We start from the raw sequence: 14249 nt of genomic DNA, 5'->3' as shown, positions 1-14249 counted from the left end.
GAAAGAAATCCGCAATGTGTTTCGTGCTGTTTCGTGACTGCCGCGCCCCCGCAAGCAGACTGGCGGGAACGTCATATACAGCAACAAGCAGCAACAAACCGGTGCACCTGGTGCGGCGGTCAGGCTGCGATCAAGGCGGAGACGACCACGAGTGGCGAAAAGACAGTCGGCGGCTCGACGGAACGCGCAGACCTTTTGTTAGAATGGCTCGGAGTATAACATCCAGACCTGAGCCTATGAAACCTTCCAGCGGCCGCGCGCGCAGCGCTGCGACCCTCGCCGCGACGGCCTTGAGGAGTGCATCCCTCGGCGCCACTCTCGGCCTCGCCCTCACGGTCTTGCCGGTCACTGCCGCGTACGCGCAGAAAGCCGCCACGCTGCCGACAGGCCCCGCCGTGCGCGACAACACGCCGGAGATCGACGCGTCGATCGCGCAGAAGAACTGGGAAGCCTCGTTGACGCAACTCGACGCGCGCATCGCGTCGAATCCGCGCGACGCGCAGGCCAAATTCAAGCGCGGCACGGTGCTGGCCCACCTGAATCGCGACGACGACGCGATCGCCGCGTTCACCGAGCTGACGCAGCTGTATCCGGAACTGCCCGAGCCGTACAACAATCTCGCCGCGCTCTATGCGAAACACGGCCGCTATGCCGAAGCCCGCGCCGCGCTCGAAACGGCGACCAAGGTGAATCCGGGCTACGGTCTCGCGTACGAGAATCTGGGCGACCTGTATCTGCGCATGGCCGACGCCGCGTACCGCCGCGCGCAAGGCCTCGGCAAGGCGAGCGCCACGACCTCGCAACGCCTCGCCGAGATCCAGAAGATTGTCTCGCCGCCCAAAACGAAAACGCCGCCGGCGAAGAAAGCCGCCGTCACGCCCGACGAGGAATACACCAGACGCGCCACGTCGAATATGACGGAGACGCCAAGCTTCCAGTTCGGCGGCGCGAACGGCTCGCTCGCCATGCCGCCCTACATGGCGCCGTCGAACTAGGCCCGCCACCGTTTTCGCCAATACGTTTTTTCCAACCCTGAGGATCTTCATGAAATGGTTGATGTTGGCGCTCGGCAGCGCCGCCCTGATCGCAAACGCACCCGCATTTGCCCAGTCCGGCTCGCAAGCCGCGCATTCGTCTGTGCTCTTCAAGACATCGGAAGGCGACATCCGCGTCGAGTTGTATCCTGAGAAGGCGCCCAAGACTGTCGCCAACTTCCTCGACTACGTGAAATCCGGCCAGTACAGCGGCACGATCTTTCATCGCGTGATTCGCGGCTTCATGATTCAGGGCGGCGGCTATACGCAGAGCTTCGCCGAGAAGCCGACGCGCGCGCCGATTCCGCTCGAAAGCCGTAACGGTCTGAAGAACACCGCCGGCACGCTCGCCATGGCGCGCACCAGCGATCCGAATTCGGCCACCGCGCAATTCTTCATCAACACGGTGGACAACGCCGGTCTCGACTATCCGAATCCGGACGGCAACGGCTACGCGGTGTTCGGCAAGGTCACGGGCGGCATGGACGTCGTGAAGAAGATCGAGGGCACGCCCACCACCACGCGCGGGCCGATGAGCGACGTGCCGCAAAAGGCGGTCGTGATCGAGTCGGCAACGGTTATCGGCAAGTAAGCGCACAACAACAGGCAAGCGCCAGATCTACGCTCCGGCGCGGCCCGCCGTCATTTCATGTGACGGCGCGCCGCGCCTTTTATCCACCCCGTTCATTCATCAAAGGATTCCATCATGGTTGAACTGCATACGAACCACGGCGTCATCAAACTCGAACTGGACGCTGAAAAGGCGCCGAAGTCGGTCGAGAACTTCGTCAACTACGTGAAGGCCGGTCACTACGACAACACGGTATTCCATCGCGTGATCGACGGTTTCATGATCCAGGGCGGCGGCTTCGAACCCGGCATGAAGCAGAAGCCGACGGCCGAGCCGATCACCAACGAAGCGAACAACGGTCTGAAGAACGTGACCGGCTCGATCGCGATGGCTCGCACGAACGACCCGCACTCGGCAACCGCGCAATTCTTCATCAACGTGAACGACAACGACTTCCTGAACCACTCGTCGCCGACGCCGCAGGGCTGGGGCTACGCCGTGTTCGGCAAGGTGGTCGAAGGTCTCGACATCGTCGAAAAGATCAAGAAAGTGAAGACGGGCTCGAAGGGCTTCCATCAGGACGTGCCGGTCGACGACGTCGTGATCGAGAAAGCAGTGATCGTCGACTAAGGTCGGCTCGTTTGAACCGAAGTTTGAACTGATTTCAGGCACCTTCAATGCTGCAAGAAACGCCGCTGCGAAGCGTCGCCGCGGGCGTGCCTAGCGAGGGCAAACGCCCGCACGCCGCACGCCCGTTTTTTTTCCTCTCCGATATTCATCTGAGCGAGGCGATCCCGCGCACAGTCGCCGCGTTCGAACACTTTGTCCGCGTCACCGCCGAGCAGGCGGATTCGGTTTTCATTCTCGGCGATCTGTTCGAATACTGGATCGGCGACGACATGCTCGTCGAACCGTTCGCGGCGCGCATGGCGGCGTTGCTGCACACGCTGTCCGAGCGCGGCATTGCGCTTTACATCATGCACGGCAATCGCGATTTTCTGCTGGGCAAGCGTTTCATGAAAGCGGCCGGCGCAATCTGGCTACCCGATCCGTTCGTGATCACCGCATTCGGCACGCGCATTGCGCTCGCGCACGGCGACGGGCTGTGCACAGCCGATCATGGCTATCAGTTGTTTCGGTGCTTTGCGCGCAGCGGTTTCGCGCAGATGCTGTTTCTCGCGTGGCCGTTTCGCTGGCGCCAGGCGCTCGCGGAACGCATGCGCTCGAAGAGCGAAGAAGGCCGCTCGCGCCCGGTTTCGTCCAAGTACGACGTAACGGCGAAAGGCGTGGCGGCGCTATTCAAGTCGACGAAAACGGCCACGATCATTCATGGGCACACGCATCGGCCGGCGCGGCATCGCGAACCGGGCGGCACGCGCTGGGTCCTGCCCGATTGGGATCTCGACCACGGCGTGCGCCGGGGCGGTTATCTGCGGATCGACGCGGAAGGAATCCGGGCATGGCCGCTCGACTGAAACGAGCTTGAAGCAAGCCCATCAGGGCAAGCGCGTTAGCGCTCCGCCACCGTCCCTTCCACTTTTCCTGCAATCGCGGCCGACAGACGCCGCAGATCGAGCAGCGCCGCATCGGCGCCTTGCAGTCCTTCCAGGCTGGTCCCCAGCCGCTCCAGCGCGACGACGATTTCATCGATACGCTGAGCCTGCGTGGCCGCGTGATCGATTAGCCCGTGAATCGCCAGCGACACCGGATCGTCCGCATTCGGCGTGATGCCATACGCACAAAACGCGCTGCGTTCCGTGGCGGCTTTCGACTCGCGCGCCGCGCCGATCGCGGACGCGCCCGCCTCGGCCAAAGCCGTGGCAGCGCCCGCCGGGACGATGATCCGCGCCGGATTGCCCACCGCCGTGCCGCGTGCCGGCACCGGCTTGGTGACCACCGCGTTCGAGCCGATCTTCGCGTCCGCGCCAATCGTAAAGCCGCCGAGCACCTTCGCCCCCGCGCCGACGATCACGCCGCGCTCGAGCGTCGGATGACGCTTGGCGCCACGCGTAAGCGAGGTGCCGCCGAGCGTCACACCCTGATAGATCGTGCAGTCGTCGCCGATTTGCGCGGTTTCGCCGATCACCACACCCATGCCATGATCGATGAACACGCGGCGGCCTACCGTCGCGCCCGGATGAATCTCGATGCCGGTCATGAAGCGCGCCATCTGCGAGATGAAACGCGCGAGCCAGCGGCGCTTTGCGCTCCAGCAAGCATGTGCGAGCCGGTGCAGCACGAGTGCGTGCAGCCCCGGATAACACGTGAGGACTTCCCAGGCGCTGCGGGCGGCGGGATCGCGCTCGCGGATCGTGGCGATGTCTTCGCGAAGTCTCGTGAACATGGCAGGGACGTGGTTGTGGGGAAAAAAACCGTCGACGCGGAAAAACCACGAGCGACGGATGCCTGCCGCATAGCAGACCGGCAGCTTTGCTTAGAACGTTTCGAGCGATTGTAGGTCGATTGCGCCGAACTTGCCGGAAGCCCACGCTGCCGGCAGGGGCGCAAGGCCGTCGCGGGGCCGTCGGCCAGACCGCTCTTTGGTGCATCGAGATTGCCGCCCGCAGCCTGGCTTGCGGCCCGGTGGGTCGGTGGCCCGGTTAAGAGTCGTCGTCACCGGGGCGTTTGGTCTTCAGCAGAATGTGCTTGGCGATGCCGCGCACGATGTTCACTTCCTCGCGCTCCAGCCCGGAACGCGCGAATAGCCGCCGCAGGCGCGACATCAGCTTCTTCGGATTGGCGGGATCGAGAAAATCGAGCGCGACCAGCGCACTTTCCAGATGCGCGTACATGCTTTCGATTTCGTCGCTCGCCGCCCGTGCACCGACCGGCTCGCTCTGCCCCGCGGGCGCCTGAACCGCCGAGGGCACGGCGTCGTCCGCGGCCAGGTACGCCGTGCGCAACTCATACGACAGCACCTGCACGGCCTGCGCCAGATTGAGCGAACTGTAGGCCGGATTGGCCGGAATGTGCGCGAGCGCGCTGCAGCGCTCGACGTCCTCGTTCGACAAACCGGTGCGCTCGTTACCGAACACCAGTGCGATCTCGCCGTGCACCGCGTGCTCGCGCGCAACGCTTGCGGCCGCACGCGGCGTCAGTTGCGGCGGCCCGTATTCGCGCAGCCGAGCGGTCAGCGCGATCGACCAATGCACGCCGTTCAACGCGTCGGCCAGCGTCGGCACGACGTGCGCGGACGCCAGCACGTCGTCGGCGCCGCTCGCCATGGCGACGGCTTCAGGATCGCTCTGCACGTGCGGCACGCGCGGCGACACCAGCACGAGGCGCGAAAAGCCCATGGTTTTCAGCGCGCGCGCCGCCGCCCCCACATTGCCGGGATGACTCGGTTCGACGAGTACGAAACGGGTCGACGTGAAACCGCCGCGCAGGTCCATGACGGCAGGATCGGAAGAATGGTGGGTGTGGTCCACGATGGAATTCGGCAAGCTGAAGAACGCGTATGGTAGCGCCAACCGGGGCCGGCTCCGAATTGTCCACGCCAGGCGCACGAACGTGGCCATCAATGCGCCGATACGGCGGCCAATACCGCGTGCGCTGCCGGAGCGTCCCGGACTCAGGTAAAATACTAAAATTCGCGCCGTCTTCGTACGAGCGCCTCGTTCTTATTCAATTTGTCTCCGTCGGCGGAATGCGCACCGGGTCCTGTATCGGACGTGCGTTCCGTGTTGTTTCCGCGTTTAGTTTGCGCGTCGTTTGCGCTTAATTACAGCTCATTCATCGCTCATTCATCGCTCATTTACCGGTAAGCAGCCGTGCTGCCCCGGCACAAGGATCCAGGCTCATGCATCCCATGCTCAATATCGCTGTGAAGGCCGCGCGCCGCGCAGCACAGATCATCAACCGCGCGTCGCTCGACCTCGATCTGCTCCAGGTCAGCAAGAAACAGCACAACGATTTCGTCACGGAGGTCGACAAAGCGTCTGAAGCGGCGATCATCGATACGCTGAAGACCGCCTACCCCGATCACGCAATTCTCGCCGAAGAATCCGGTCTGTCGGATAACGAATCCGAATTTCAGTGGATCATCGATCCGCTCGACGGCACCACCAACTTCATCCACGGTTTCCAGTATTACTGCGTGTCGATCGCGCTCGCGCACAAAGGCGTCGTGTCGCAGGCCGTGGTCTACGATCCGACCCGCAACGACCTGTTCACCGCCTCGCGCGGCCGCGGCGCGTACCTGAACGATCGCCGCATTCGCGTGGCCAAGCGCGACCGTCTGGCCGACGGTCTGATCGGCACGGGCTTCCCGTTCCGCGAAAAAGACGGCATCGAAGCCTACGCCCGCCAGTTCGCCGAAATGACCGCGGCTTGTGCCGGCCTGCGCCGTCCGGGCGCCGCCGCGCTGGATCTCGCGAACGTCGCCGCGGGCCGCATGGACGGCTTCTTCGAGCAGGGTCTGAGTCCGTGGGACGTCGCCGCGGGCAGCCTGCTGATCACGGAAGCCGGCGGTCTGGTGGGCAACTACACGGGCGACTCGGACTTCCTGCACGTGGGCGAAATCGTCGCTGGCAATCCGAAGGTGTATGCGCAAATGATCCCTATCCTGTCGCGCTTCAGCCGTACCCGCCAGCAACCGGCCTAAGGCCGTTGTCCGGCGGATTGCGCGCCGGCTCCGGGCAGCACGACAAAGCGGCTTCGGCCGCTTTGTCGTTGGCGCGCCTGCATGCGGCGGGCGTTCGTGCTACAAAGCAGGAAGCCGCGCCGGCGCGCCTCGAAACGTCAGGTGCGTTGTGCGCGTTTTTTTGCAGCGCCCCGCTTCGCGCGAGAGTGCCGCGCAGCTTCCAATCCGCTTCATGAAAAAAGGCTTCTACACAATCATCGCGGCGCAGTTCATTTCGTCGCTCGCGGACAATGCACTGTTGATCGCCGCCATCGCGTTGCTGTCGGTGATCCGCTCGGCCGCCTGGGTCACGCCCCTCCTGCAGATTTTCTTCACCGTCTCATACGTCTTGCTCGCGCCGTTCGTGGGCGCGTTCGCCGATGCGATGCAAAAGCGGCACGTGATGTTCATCTCGAACGCGCTGAAGGCGAGCGGCTGCCTGATGATGATCGCCGGCGTTCATCCGATGATCGCGTACGGCGTGGTCGGCTTCGGCGCGGCTGCCTATTCGCCGGCCAAGTACGGCATTCTCACGGAACTGCTGCCCGCCGAAACACTCGTCAAGGCGAACGCCTGGCTCGAATCGGCCACGGTGCTCTCGACCATCGTCGGCACGATGGTCGGCGGCGCGCTGATCAGCACCTTCGCGGAGAAATTCGTCGCGCATGCGCATCCGCCGTTGATCCGCTCCGCCGCCGATCTGGCGATGTTCGCGGTGATGGTGACCTACGCGATCGCCGCCGCGATCAACATCTTCATTCCCGATACCGGCGCACGTTATCCGAACCGTCTGACGGAGCCGAAGAAGCTGGTCGGCGACTTTGTGAACTGCTTCAACGTGTTGTGGGCCGACAAGCTCGCGCAGATCGCGCTGTGGGTGACGACGCTGATGTGGGGCGGTGCGGTCACGCTGCAATTGCTGGTGCTCAAATGGGCCAACGTGAACCTCGGGCTGTCGCTGTCCAAAGCGGCGGTGATGCAAGGCGTCACGGGTCTCGGCATTGCAGTCGGCGCGGCCGCCGCGGCTGCGTGGATACCCTTGCGCCGCTCGCTGCGTGTGCTGCCGGTCGGCATCCTCACCGGCGCGGTCGCGATCGCCGTGGCGTTCTACAACAAGGACCTGTTTCCCGCGGGCGCCGGCATCCGCATCGGCTCGTACGTCGCGCCGTTCTATATCTTGCTCGCCTATCCGCTGATGATCCTGCTCGGCGCGCTATCCGGCTTTTTTATCGTGCCGATGAACGCGATTCTCCAGCACCGCGGCGCGACGCTGCTCTCTGCAGGGCATTCGATCGCGGTGCAGAATTTCAACCAGAATCTGGCCGTGCTGCTGATGCTCGGCGCCTACGCGCTGCTGTTGACGGCGAAGATGCCGGCGCAATGGATCATCGTCGTGTTCGGCAGCTTCGTGACGTTCATGATGTGGCTCGCGAAACGGCGCAGCGCGGTGAATGAGCGCACGGTGGACATGCGAGCGCTGGTCGAAGAGTGACGGCGCGAAATTTCGCGTGACGGCGCGCGCTTTGGGATACGGATTGGCCGTTCGGCCAGGGTCCGTTCACCGCGCCGGCAGGTTAAACTCACGCCCTGAACAGCTAACGCAAGAAGACACCGAGGATGGGCATTCAAACCGCAGCGGCCAATGACGTCGCACAACACACGCCGATGATGCAGCAGTATTCACGCATCAAAGCGGACCATCCGGGCACGCTGGTGTTCTACCGGATGGGCGACTTCTACGAACTCTTTTTCGAAGACGCGGAAAAGGCCGCACGTCTGCTCGATTTAACACTGACGCAGCGTGGCGCATCGGCGGGCAATCCGATCAAGATGGCGGGCGTACCGCACCACGCGGTCGAACAGTATCTGGCCAAGCTCGTGAAGCTCGGCGAATCCGTCGCGATTTGCGAACAGATCGGCGATCCGGCCACCTCGAAAGGTCCGGTCGAGCGCAAAGTGGTGCGCGTCGTCACGCCGGGCACGCTGACCGATGCCGCGCTGCTATCCGATAAGAGCGACGTCTACCTGCTCGCCATGTGCGTCGCGCATAACCGCCGCGGCGTAGCGACCAGCGTCGGGCTCGCGTGGCTGAATCTGGCGAGCGGCGCGTTGCGCCTCGCGGAGGTCGCACCGGATCAGGTCGCCGCCGCGCTCGAGCGGATTCGTCCCGCGGAAATCCTCGTGGCCGATACGTCGACTGACTCCGCAAGCTGGCAGCCGCCGGTCAATGCCGGGGCCCTCACCCGCGTGCCGGTGTGGCACTTCGATATCGCGTCGGGCACGCAACGCCTGTGCGACCAGCTGGAAGTAGCGGGGCTCGACGGCTTCGGCGCGCATTCGCTGACAAGCGCATGCGGCGCGGCCGGTGCGTTGCTGCTGTATGCGGCGGCCACGCAAGGCCAGCAATTGCGCCATGTGCGCAGCCTGAAAGTCGAATACGAATCCGAATACATCGGCCTCGACCCCGCCACCCGTCGCAACCTCGAACTCACGGAAACGCTGCGCGGCACTGAATCGCCAACGCTGTGTTCACTGCTCGACACCTGCTGCACGACGATGGGCAGCCGCCTGTTGCGTCACTGGCTGCATCATCCGCCGCGCGAAGCCGCGATTGCGCAAGCGCGCCAGCAGGCGATCGGCGCGTTGCTCGACGCGCCGGCCGGCGCGAGCGTCGATTCGCTGCGCGGCGCGTTGCGGCAGATTTCCGATATCGAACGGATCACTGGGCGTCTGGCGCTGCTGTCGGCTAGGCCCCGCGATCTGTCGAGCCTGCGCGATACGTTCATTGCGTTGCCCGAACTGCGCACGCAGCTCGCGATCATCTCGTCTAATGCAGATTCGCTGGCGCGCATCGACGCGTCGCTGGAACCGCCGCAAGCATGTGTCGAACTGCTCAAGCGCGCGGTCGCCGAGGAACCCGCGGCGATGGTGCGCGACGGCGGTGTGATCGCGCGCGGCTACGACGCGGAACTCGACGAGTTACGAGATATTTCGGAGAATTGCGGGCAATTCCTGATCGACCTCGAAACGCGCGAACGGGCACGCACCGGCATCAGCAATCTACGCGTCGAGTACAACAAGGTGCACGGCTTCTATATCGAAGTCACGCGCGGCCAGACCGACAAGGTGCCGGGCGACTACCGCCGCCGTCAGACGCTGAAGAACGCCGAGCGTTACATCACGCCCGAACTGAAAACCTTCGAGGACAAGGCGCTGTCCGCGCAGGAGCGCGCGCTGGCCCGCGAACGCTCGCTGTACGACGCGCTGCTGCAAGCGCTGCTGCCGTTTATCGCGGACTGTCAGCGCGTCGCCGCAGCGCTCGCCGAGCTGGATCTGCTGGCGGCATTCGCCGAACGCGCTCGCGCGCTCGACTGGGTCGCGCCGACGTTCTCGCCGACCGCCGGCATCGAAATCGAACAAGGCCGCCACCCGGTCGTCGAGGCGCAGGTCGAGCAGTTCATCGCGAACGACTGCACGCTCGCGCCGGAGCGCAAACTGCTGCTGATTACCGGCCCGAACATGGGCGGTAAGTCGACCTTCATGCGGCAGACCGCGTTGATCGCGTTGCTCGCGTATGTGGGCAGTTATGTGCCGGCACGGCGCGCCGCCTTCGGGCCGATCGACCGCATCTTCACGCGTATCGGCGCGGCCGACGATCTGGCGGGCGGGCGTTCGACCTTCATGGTCGAGATGACGGAAGCCGCCGCGATCCTGAACGATGCGACGCCGCAAAGCCTCGTGTTGATGGATGAAATCGGCCGCGGCACCTCGACCTTCGACGGTCTCGCGCTGGCGTGGGCGATCGCGCGGCATCTGCTCGCGCACAACGGCTGCCACACACTGTTCGCGACCCACTACTTCGAGTTGACCCAGTTGCCCGCTGAGTTTCCGCACGCGGCCAACGTTCACTTGTCGGCGGTCGAGCATGGGCACGGCATCGTGTTCCTGCACGCGGTCAGCGAGGGGCCGGCGAATCAGAGCTATGGCCTGCAGGTCGCGCAACTGGCCGGCGTGCCGAACACGGTGATTCGCGCGGCGCGCAAGCATCTCGCGCATCTCGAACAGCAATCGGCGGCGCAGCCCGCGCCGCAACTCGATCTGTTCGCGGCGCCCATGCCGATGCTGCTCGAAGACACCGACGACGAACCCGACGTCAAGCCGGGCACGGCGGCGGCACCGCCGGCCATGCAGGCACTCGTCGAGCGCCTGCGCGCAATCGACCCGAACGATTTGCGCCCGCGTGAAGCGCTCGATCTGCTGTACGAACTGCACGACCTGGCCGCCGCGCCGGATGCGGATCATTGACACACCCAGGCCCTCGCAGCGCCCGCGCACACGGTGCGCGGCGCTGACCGTTGCCCTTACGCTGACGCTTGCGGGCGTCGGTATGCGGCTCGCGCACGCGGAAGCGCCGCGTTTCGCGTTCGCGATCATCGCCGGAACAATGCAAAGTCCCGCGGACGAAGCGCCGACACAACGGCTGATCGACGCGATCGGCCGTGACCGCGAGATATCTTTCGTCGTCTACGACGGCAACCTGAAGGGTGCGAAAGAAGCTTGCCGCGACGCGTTATACGAACGGCGTCACACGCTGCTCGAAACGTCGCGGCCCGCCCTCTTCTTCATTCCGGGCCAACACGACTGGACCGACTGCGGCACCGCTGAGGCCGGCGGCTTCGATCCGGTCGAACGGCTCGATCAGTTGCGCCAGACGCTGTTCGCCGACGCCACGTCGATGGGCCAGAACCCGATCGCGTTGACGCGCGAAAGCGAGGTGTCGCGCTTTCGACCGTTTCGCGAGAACGTGCGCTGGCAAGTCGGGGATACGGTTTTCGTCGGCCTGAACGCGCCGGGTCCGAACAATCACTATCTGACCGCGGGCGGGCGCAACGGCGAATTCGAAGATCGCGTGATCGCCAATGCGTTCTGGCTCGAACATGCCGCCGAATACGCGAAACGGCGCGACGCGCGCGCGATCGTTGTGTTCATTCAGGGCGATCCCGAGGCGGAGCGTTACGAACGGCCTGACCGTTTCGCATGGCTGCGCTTTACGCGCAACACGCGCCGGGACGGCTTTCTGGAATTCAAACGCAGCCTCGTCAAACTCGCGCAGATTTTTCACGGACCGGTGCTGCTGATTCATTGCAACGACGAGCGCGCGAGCGCCGGCTTCGTGATCGATCAGCCGTTACGCAATGACAAGGGGATGCTGGTAACGAATCTCACGCGTGTCGCGCTTGCGCCGCATGATCGTCTTAACCAGTGGATTCGAATTGAAGCGGATCTTGGCAAGAAGCCGCCGTTCCGCGTAAGTGTGCGCGACGTGCCCAAGCAGATGCCGATGCCCACGGCGCAACCTGCGCCAGCACATGAGGAGCCGGCAGCGTCGATGCCGGCTGTGCCGGCGCTTGGCCCCGCTTCGGAATTGCCGCCTTTGTTGCAGATGCCGGGGCAGCCACAATTGGATCAAAAGCAGCTGGATCAGAGGCAGTTGGACCAACAGCAACTGGATCAGCAACGCCACGCGCCAGTGGACGAAAACGGGAATGCTCCCGCCTCGACCGCTCTGCCTCATACACCAACAAGCACACCAACAAGCGCGCCAGGCATTCCCGGTGCGCCGGCCAGCTCAGTGCAGCGTGGGCCCTGACTTGCCGTCTTCTTCGTCGTCTTCGTCTTCGTCGAGGACTTCCAGGCCGTCAGCGCCGTGCGCATGTTCGTGCTGGATTTCGTCTTCGGTTGCCGGACGCACGTCTTTGACCGTCAGCGCGAAGCGCAGCGCCATGCCGGCGAGCGGATGGTTGCCGTCGAGCACGACTTTGTCTTCCGCGACGTCGGTCACCACGTAGACGAGCGAATCGAGGTCCTCGTCGCCTTCTTCCGGCGTGCCTTCGAACTGCATGCCGACTTCGAGCGGTTCCGGGAAGCGATCGCGCGGCTCGATCTTCACGAGGTCGGGATCGTACTCGCCGAACGCGTCTTGCGGCTCGAGCTGGATCTGGGTCTCGAAGCCGGCCTCGTGGCCGTCGAGCTCTTCCTCGATCTTGGGGAACGTGCCATCATAGCCGCCGTGCAGATAGACCATCGGCTCGTCGCTTTCTTCAATCAGATTGCCCTGCGCATCCGACAGCTTGTAAGCGACCGACACGACGGTGTTCTTTGCGATTTTCATTCGATTCTCCAGAATACAACTCACATTATACGATGCCCAAGCGGCCCACTGACCACCCGGCCGACACAGCTTCGGCACGGAATTCTTCACCGGCTTCGAAGCCGGTTCTGCCCCCCTCGCCTGACACGCCAACGCCGCTGCTCGGCAATCTGACGCCGTCGCAATTCATGCGCCGCTACTGGCAGAAGAAGCCCCTGCTGATCCGCCAGGCGATCCCGAACGTCGAGGCGCCGTTGTCGCGCGACGAATTTTTCGATCTGGCGGATAAAGACGAAGTCGAAGCACGCCTGATCACGCACTTTCGCAACAAATGGCAACTGGAGCACGGCCCGTTCGCGGCCGACGAACTGCCGTCGGTCAAGCAGCGCGCATGGACGCTGCTCGTGCAAGGCGTGGATCTTTACGACGATCGCGCGCGGGCGTTGCTCGACCGCTTCCGCTTCGTGCCGGATGCGCGTCTGGACGACCTGATGATTTCGTACGCGACCGACGGCGGCGGCGTGGGCCCCCACTTCGATTCTTATGACGTGTTTCTGTTGCAGGTCAAAGGCAAGCGCCGCTGGCGCATCGGCGCGCAGAAGGACCTGACGCTGCAACCGGGACTGCCTTTGAAAGTTTTACAGCACTTCGAACCGGAAGAGGAATGGCTGCTCGAGCCCGGCGACATGCTGTATCTGCCGCCGCATATCGCGCACGACGGTGTCGCGGAAGGCGAATGCATGACCTGCTCGATCGGCTTTCGCGCGCCGTCGGCGAGCGAGCTGACCGCGCAGTTTCTCTACCACCTGGCCGAGCGCGGCGAGTCGGCCATGCGACCCAATGCGCTTTATCGCGATCCGCAGCAACCCGCCGTCGACCGGCCGGCAGAATTGCCGGCGGCGCTAGTCGGAAGGGTTGGAGCGATCCTTGCTGCCGTCAAATGGAATGAGCAGGACATTGCGTCGTTCCTGGGCTCATATCTCAGCGAACCGAAGCCGAGTGTCGTCTTCGATCCGCCGCAGCGGCCCCTCAATGAGGCCCGTTTCATCAGCCAGGCGTCGAAGTCAGGCGTTCGGCTGGATCGCAAGACCAGTTTGTTGTACAACCGCCGTTTTTTCTTCGTAAATGGAGAGGAAACAGCGTTTGTTGGCGGGAAAAAGTGGTTGTTTGATCTCGCCGATCTGCGGTCTATGAGTGCGAAACGCTTTGTAACACTCTCATACGATTCGTCGGTGACAGCACTGCTGCACGAGTGGTATTGTGCGGGCTGGATACAAGTGGGCGAGCTTGTGTAAGTCTGCCTGCTTGTAATACCGTACTGTGAAATTTTGTATGAGAAAGACAACGTATTGACCCCGGATTGATCGACTGTCAGTACGAAAGTGCATATAATTTCCGCCCAAGCCGTAGGGAAGATTCACGCTCGCCAAAAAGAGCGTCTCCACCAGCGGCCCAGGTCGGTGTTGGAGCACATTTACCGGTATTATTTTGCGCTGTTGCTTACCTTTAACCATAAAAGGACGTGATCATGAAGAAATCCCTCCTCGTAGCATCCCTGTTGGCAGCTGTGGCACTGGCTGCATGCAACAAGAGCAGCGACCAAGCTGCAGCTCCGGCTAGCGAAGCAGCTGCTGCTTCGGCACCGGCTGCTGCTGCTTCGGAGCCAGCTGCTGCTGCTTCGGGTGCGGCTGCTGCTGCGAGCGATGCTGGTGCTTCGGCTACTGCCGCTGCTTCGGACGCAGGCGCTGCTGCTTCGGCTGCTGCTCCGGCTTCGGGCGCAAGCCAGTAAGCTGTCGCATAGGGTTCGCCTCTGGGCGAAAACTGTATCGGGAAATCACCTTGATTTCCCGGGCAGTAAAGCAAAACGCCACG

The 14249-nt window shown here is 63.4% G+C and carries 13 protein-coding genes; 10 read left to right on the top strand and 3 right to left on the bottom strand.

Translation table 11 applies throughout. The annotated features are described in order from the left end of the window. Positions 1-236 precede the first annotated feature (236 nt). From AC3WLT_RS17445 to AC3WLT_RS17430, 4 genes are all read left to right on the top strand, one after another. Positions 237-995 carry a tetratricopeptide repeat protein gene (locus AC3WLT_RS17445; protein ID WP_492592946.1) on the top strand — a complete coding sequence of 253 codons (759 nt, stop codon included), beginning with the start codon at positions 237-239 and terminating at the stop codon, positions 993-995. Between the two features lie 49 nt (positions 996-1044). Continuing rightward, a complete protein-coding gene (locus AC3WLT_RS17440) occupies positions 1045-1626 on the top strand; it encodes a peptidylprolyl isomerase (RefSeq protein ID WP_492592945.1) in 582 nt (193 codons plus the stop codon). Between the two features lie 114 nt (positions 1627-1740). Next, positions 1741-2235 (top strand): peptidylprolyl isomerase, encoded by a 495-nt coding sequence (locus tag AC3WLT_RS17435; protein WP_492592944.1) that lies wholly within the window; start codon positions 1741-1743, stop codon positions 2233-2235. 47 nt (positions 2236-2282) lie between these two features. Next, the gene (locus AC3WLT_RS17430; protein ID WP_492592943.1) at positions 2283-3080 is read left to right on the top strand and encodes a UDP-2,3-diacylglucosamine diphosphatase; all 798 of its coding nucleotides are present in this window, start codon (positions 2283-2285) and stop codon (positions 3078-3080) included. 35 nt (positions 3081-3115) lie between these two features. Here AC3WLT_RS17430 and cysE read toward each other — a convergent pair whose 3' ends face one another. Then, positions 3116-3949 carry a serine O-acetyltransferase gene (cysE, locus tag AC3WLT_RS17425; protein ID WP_492592942.1) on the bottom strand — a complete coding sequence of 278 codons (834 nt, stop codon included), beginning with the start codon at positions 3947-3949 and terminating at the stop codon, positions 3116-3118. A gap of 256 nt (positions 3950-4205) precedes the next feature. Continuing rightward, positions 4206-5033: an RNA methyltransferase gene (locus tag AC3WLT_RS17420; RefSeq protein WP_492592941.1), complete on the bottom strand. Its 828-nt coding sequence runs from the start codon at positions 5031-5033 to the stop codon at positions 4206-4208. A gap of 371 nt (positions 5034-5404) precedes the next feature. Between AC3WLT_RS17420 and AC3WLT_RS17415 the strand changes: the two genes are divergently transcribed. From AC3WLT_RS17415 to AC3WLT_RS17400, 4 genes are all read left to right on the top strand, one after another. Beyond that, complete coding sequence (locus tag AC3WLT_RS17415; RefSeq protein WP_492592940.1) at positions 5405-6208, top strand: inositol monophosphatase family protein; 804 nt, start codon at positions 5405-5407, stop codon at positions 6206-6208. Between the two features lie 211 nt (positions 6209-6419). Beyond that, positions 6420-7718: a lysophospholipid transporter LplT gene (lplT, locus tag AC3WLT_RS17410; RefSeq protein ID WP_492592939.1), complete on the top strand. Its 1299-nt coding sequence runs from the start codon at positions 6420-6422 to the stop codon at positions 7716-7718. 125 nt (positions 7719-7843) lie between these two features. Then, complete coding sequence (gene mutS / locus AC3WLT_RS17405) at positions 7844-10531, top strand: DNA mismatch repair protein MutS (protein ID WP_492592938.1); 2688 nt, start codon at positions 7844-7846, stop codon at positions 10529-10531. Then, entirely contained in the window at positions 10518-11876 is a 1359-nt protein-coding gene (locus tag AC3WLT_RS17400; protein WP_492592937.1) for a hypothetical protein, read from the top strand. Before mutS ends, AC3WLT_RS17400 begins: the two co-directional genes overlap by 14 nt. Here AC3WLT_RS17400 and AC3WLT_RS17395 read toward each other — a convergent pair. Further along, on the bottom strand, positions 11856-12398 hold the full coding sequence (locus tag AC3WLT_RS17395; protein ID WP_492592936.1) for an FKBP-type peptidyl-prolyl cis-trans isomerase: 543 nt from the start codon (positions 12396-12398) through the stop codon (positions 11856-11858). The two genes, AC3WLT_RS17400 and AC3WLT_RS17395, sit on opposite strands and share 21 nt — an antisense overlap. Positions 12399-12430: 32 nt before the next feature. On the opposite strand from AC3WLT_RS17395, the gene AC3WLT_RS17390 reads away from it, so the two are divergent. Together AC3WLT_RS17390 and AC3WLT_RS17385 are read left to right on the top strand one after the other, a co-directional pair. After that, on the top strand, positions 12431-13672 hold the full coding sequence (locus tag AC3WLT_RS17390) for a JmjC domain-containing protein (RefSeq protein WP_492592935.1): 1242 nt from the start codon (positions 12431-12433) through the stop codon (positions 13670-13672). A 233-nt stretch (positions 13673-13905) separates the two neighbouring features. Further along, positions 13906-14166 (top strand): hypothetical protein, encoded by a 261-nt coding sequence (locus AC3WLT_RS17385; RefSeq protein ID WP_492592934.1) that lies wholly within the window; start codon positions 13906-13908, stop codon positions 14164-14166. Positions 14167-14249 lie beyond the last annotated feature (83 nt).

This window comes from Paraburkholderia sp. FW306-2-2C-D06C (assembly GCF_058781505.1).
The sequence above is the reverse complement of the archived record's forward strand: the minus strand, read 5'-3'. Positions and strand labels throughout refer to the sequence as shown.

What these genes read in the sequence shown, in the direction of transcription:
- AC3WLT_RS17445 (WP_492592946.1), top strand. Translation starts at nt 237, where the DNA reads ATGAAACCTTCCAGCGGCCGCGCGCGCAGCGCTGCGACCCTCGCCGCG.
- AC3WLT_RS17385 (WP_492592934.1), top strand. Translation starts at nt 13,906, where the DNA reads ATGAAGAAATCCCTCCTCGTAGCATCCCTGTTGGCAGCTGTGGCACTG.
- AC3WLT_RS17400 (WP_492592937.1), top strand. Translation starts at nt 10,518, where the DNA reads ATGCGGATCATTGACACACCCAGGCCCTCGCAGCGCCCGCGCACACGG.
- cysE (WP_492592942.1), bottom strand. Translation starts at nt 3,949, where the DNA reads ATGTTCACGAGACTTCGCGAAGACATCGCCACGATCCGCGAGCGCGAT.
- mutS (WP_492592938.1), top strand. Translation starts at nt 7,844, where the DNA reads ATGGGCATTCAAACCGCAGCGGCCAATGACGTCGCACAACACACGCCG.
- AC3WLT_RS17430 (WP_492592943.1), top strand. Translation starts at nt 2,283, where the DNA reads ATGCTGCAAGAAACGCCGCTGCGAAGCGTCGCCGCGGGCGTGCCTAGC.
- lplT (WP_492592939.1), top strand. Translation starts at nt 6,420, where the DNA reads ATGAAAAAAGGCTTCTACACAATCATCGCGGCGCAGTTCATTTCGTCG.
- AC3WLT_RS17440 (WP_492592945.1), top strand. Translation starts at nt 1,045, where the DNA reads ATGAAATGGTTGATGTTGGCGCTCGGCAGCGCCGCCCTGATCGCAAAC.
- AC3WLT_RS17435 (WP_492592944.1), top strand. Translation starts at nt 1,741, where the DNA reads ATGGTTGAACTGCATACGAACCACGGCGTCATCAAACTCGAACTGGAC.
- AC3WLT_RS17395 (WP_492592936.1), bottom strand. Translation starts at nt 12,398, where the DNA reads ATGAAAATCGCAAAGAACACCGTCGTGTCGGTCGCTTACAAGCTGTCG.
- AC3WLT_RS17415 (WP_492592940.1), top strand. Translation starts at nt 5,405, where the DNA reads ATGCATCCCATGCTCAATATCGCTGTGAAGGCCGCGCGCCGCGCAGCA.
- AC3WLT_RS17390 (WP_492592935.1), top strand. Translation starts at nt 12,431, where the DNA reads ATGCCCAAGCGGCCCACTGACCACCCGGCCGACACAGCTTCGGCACGG.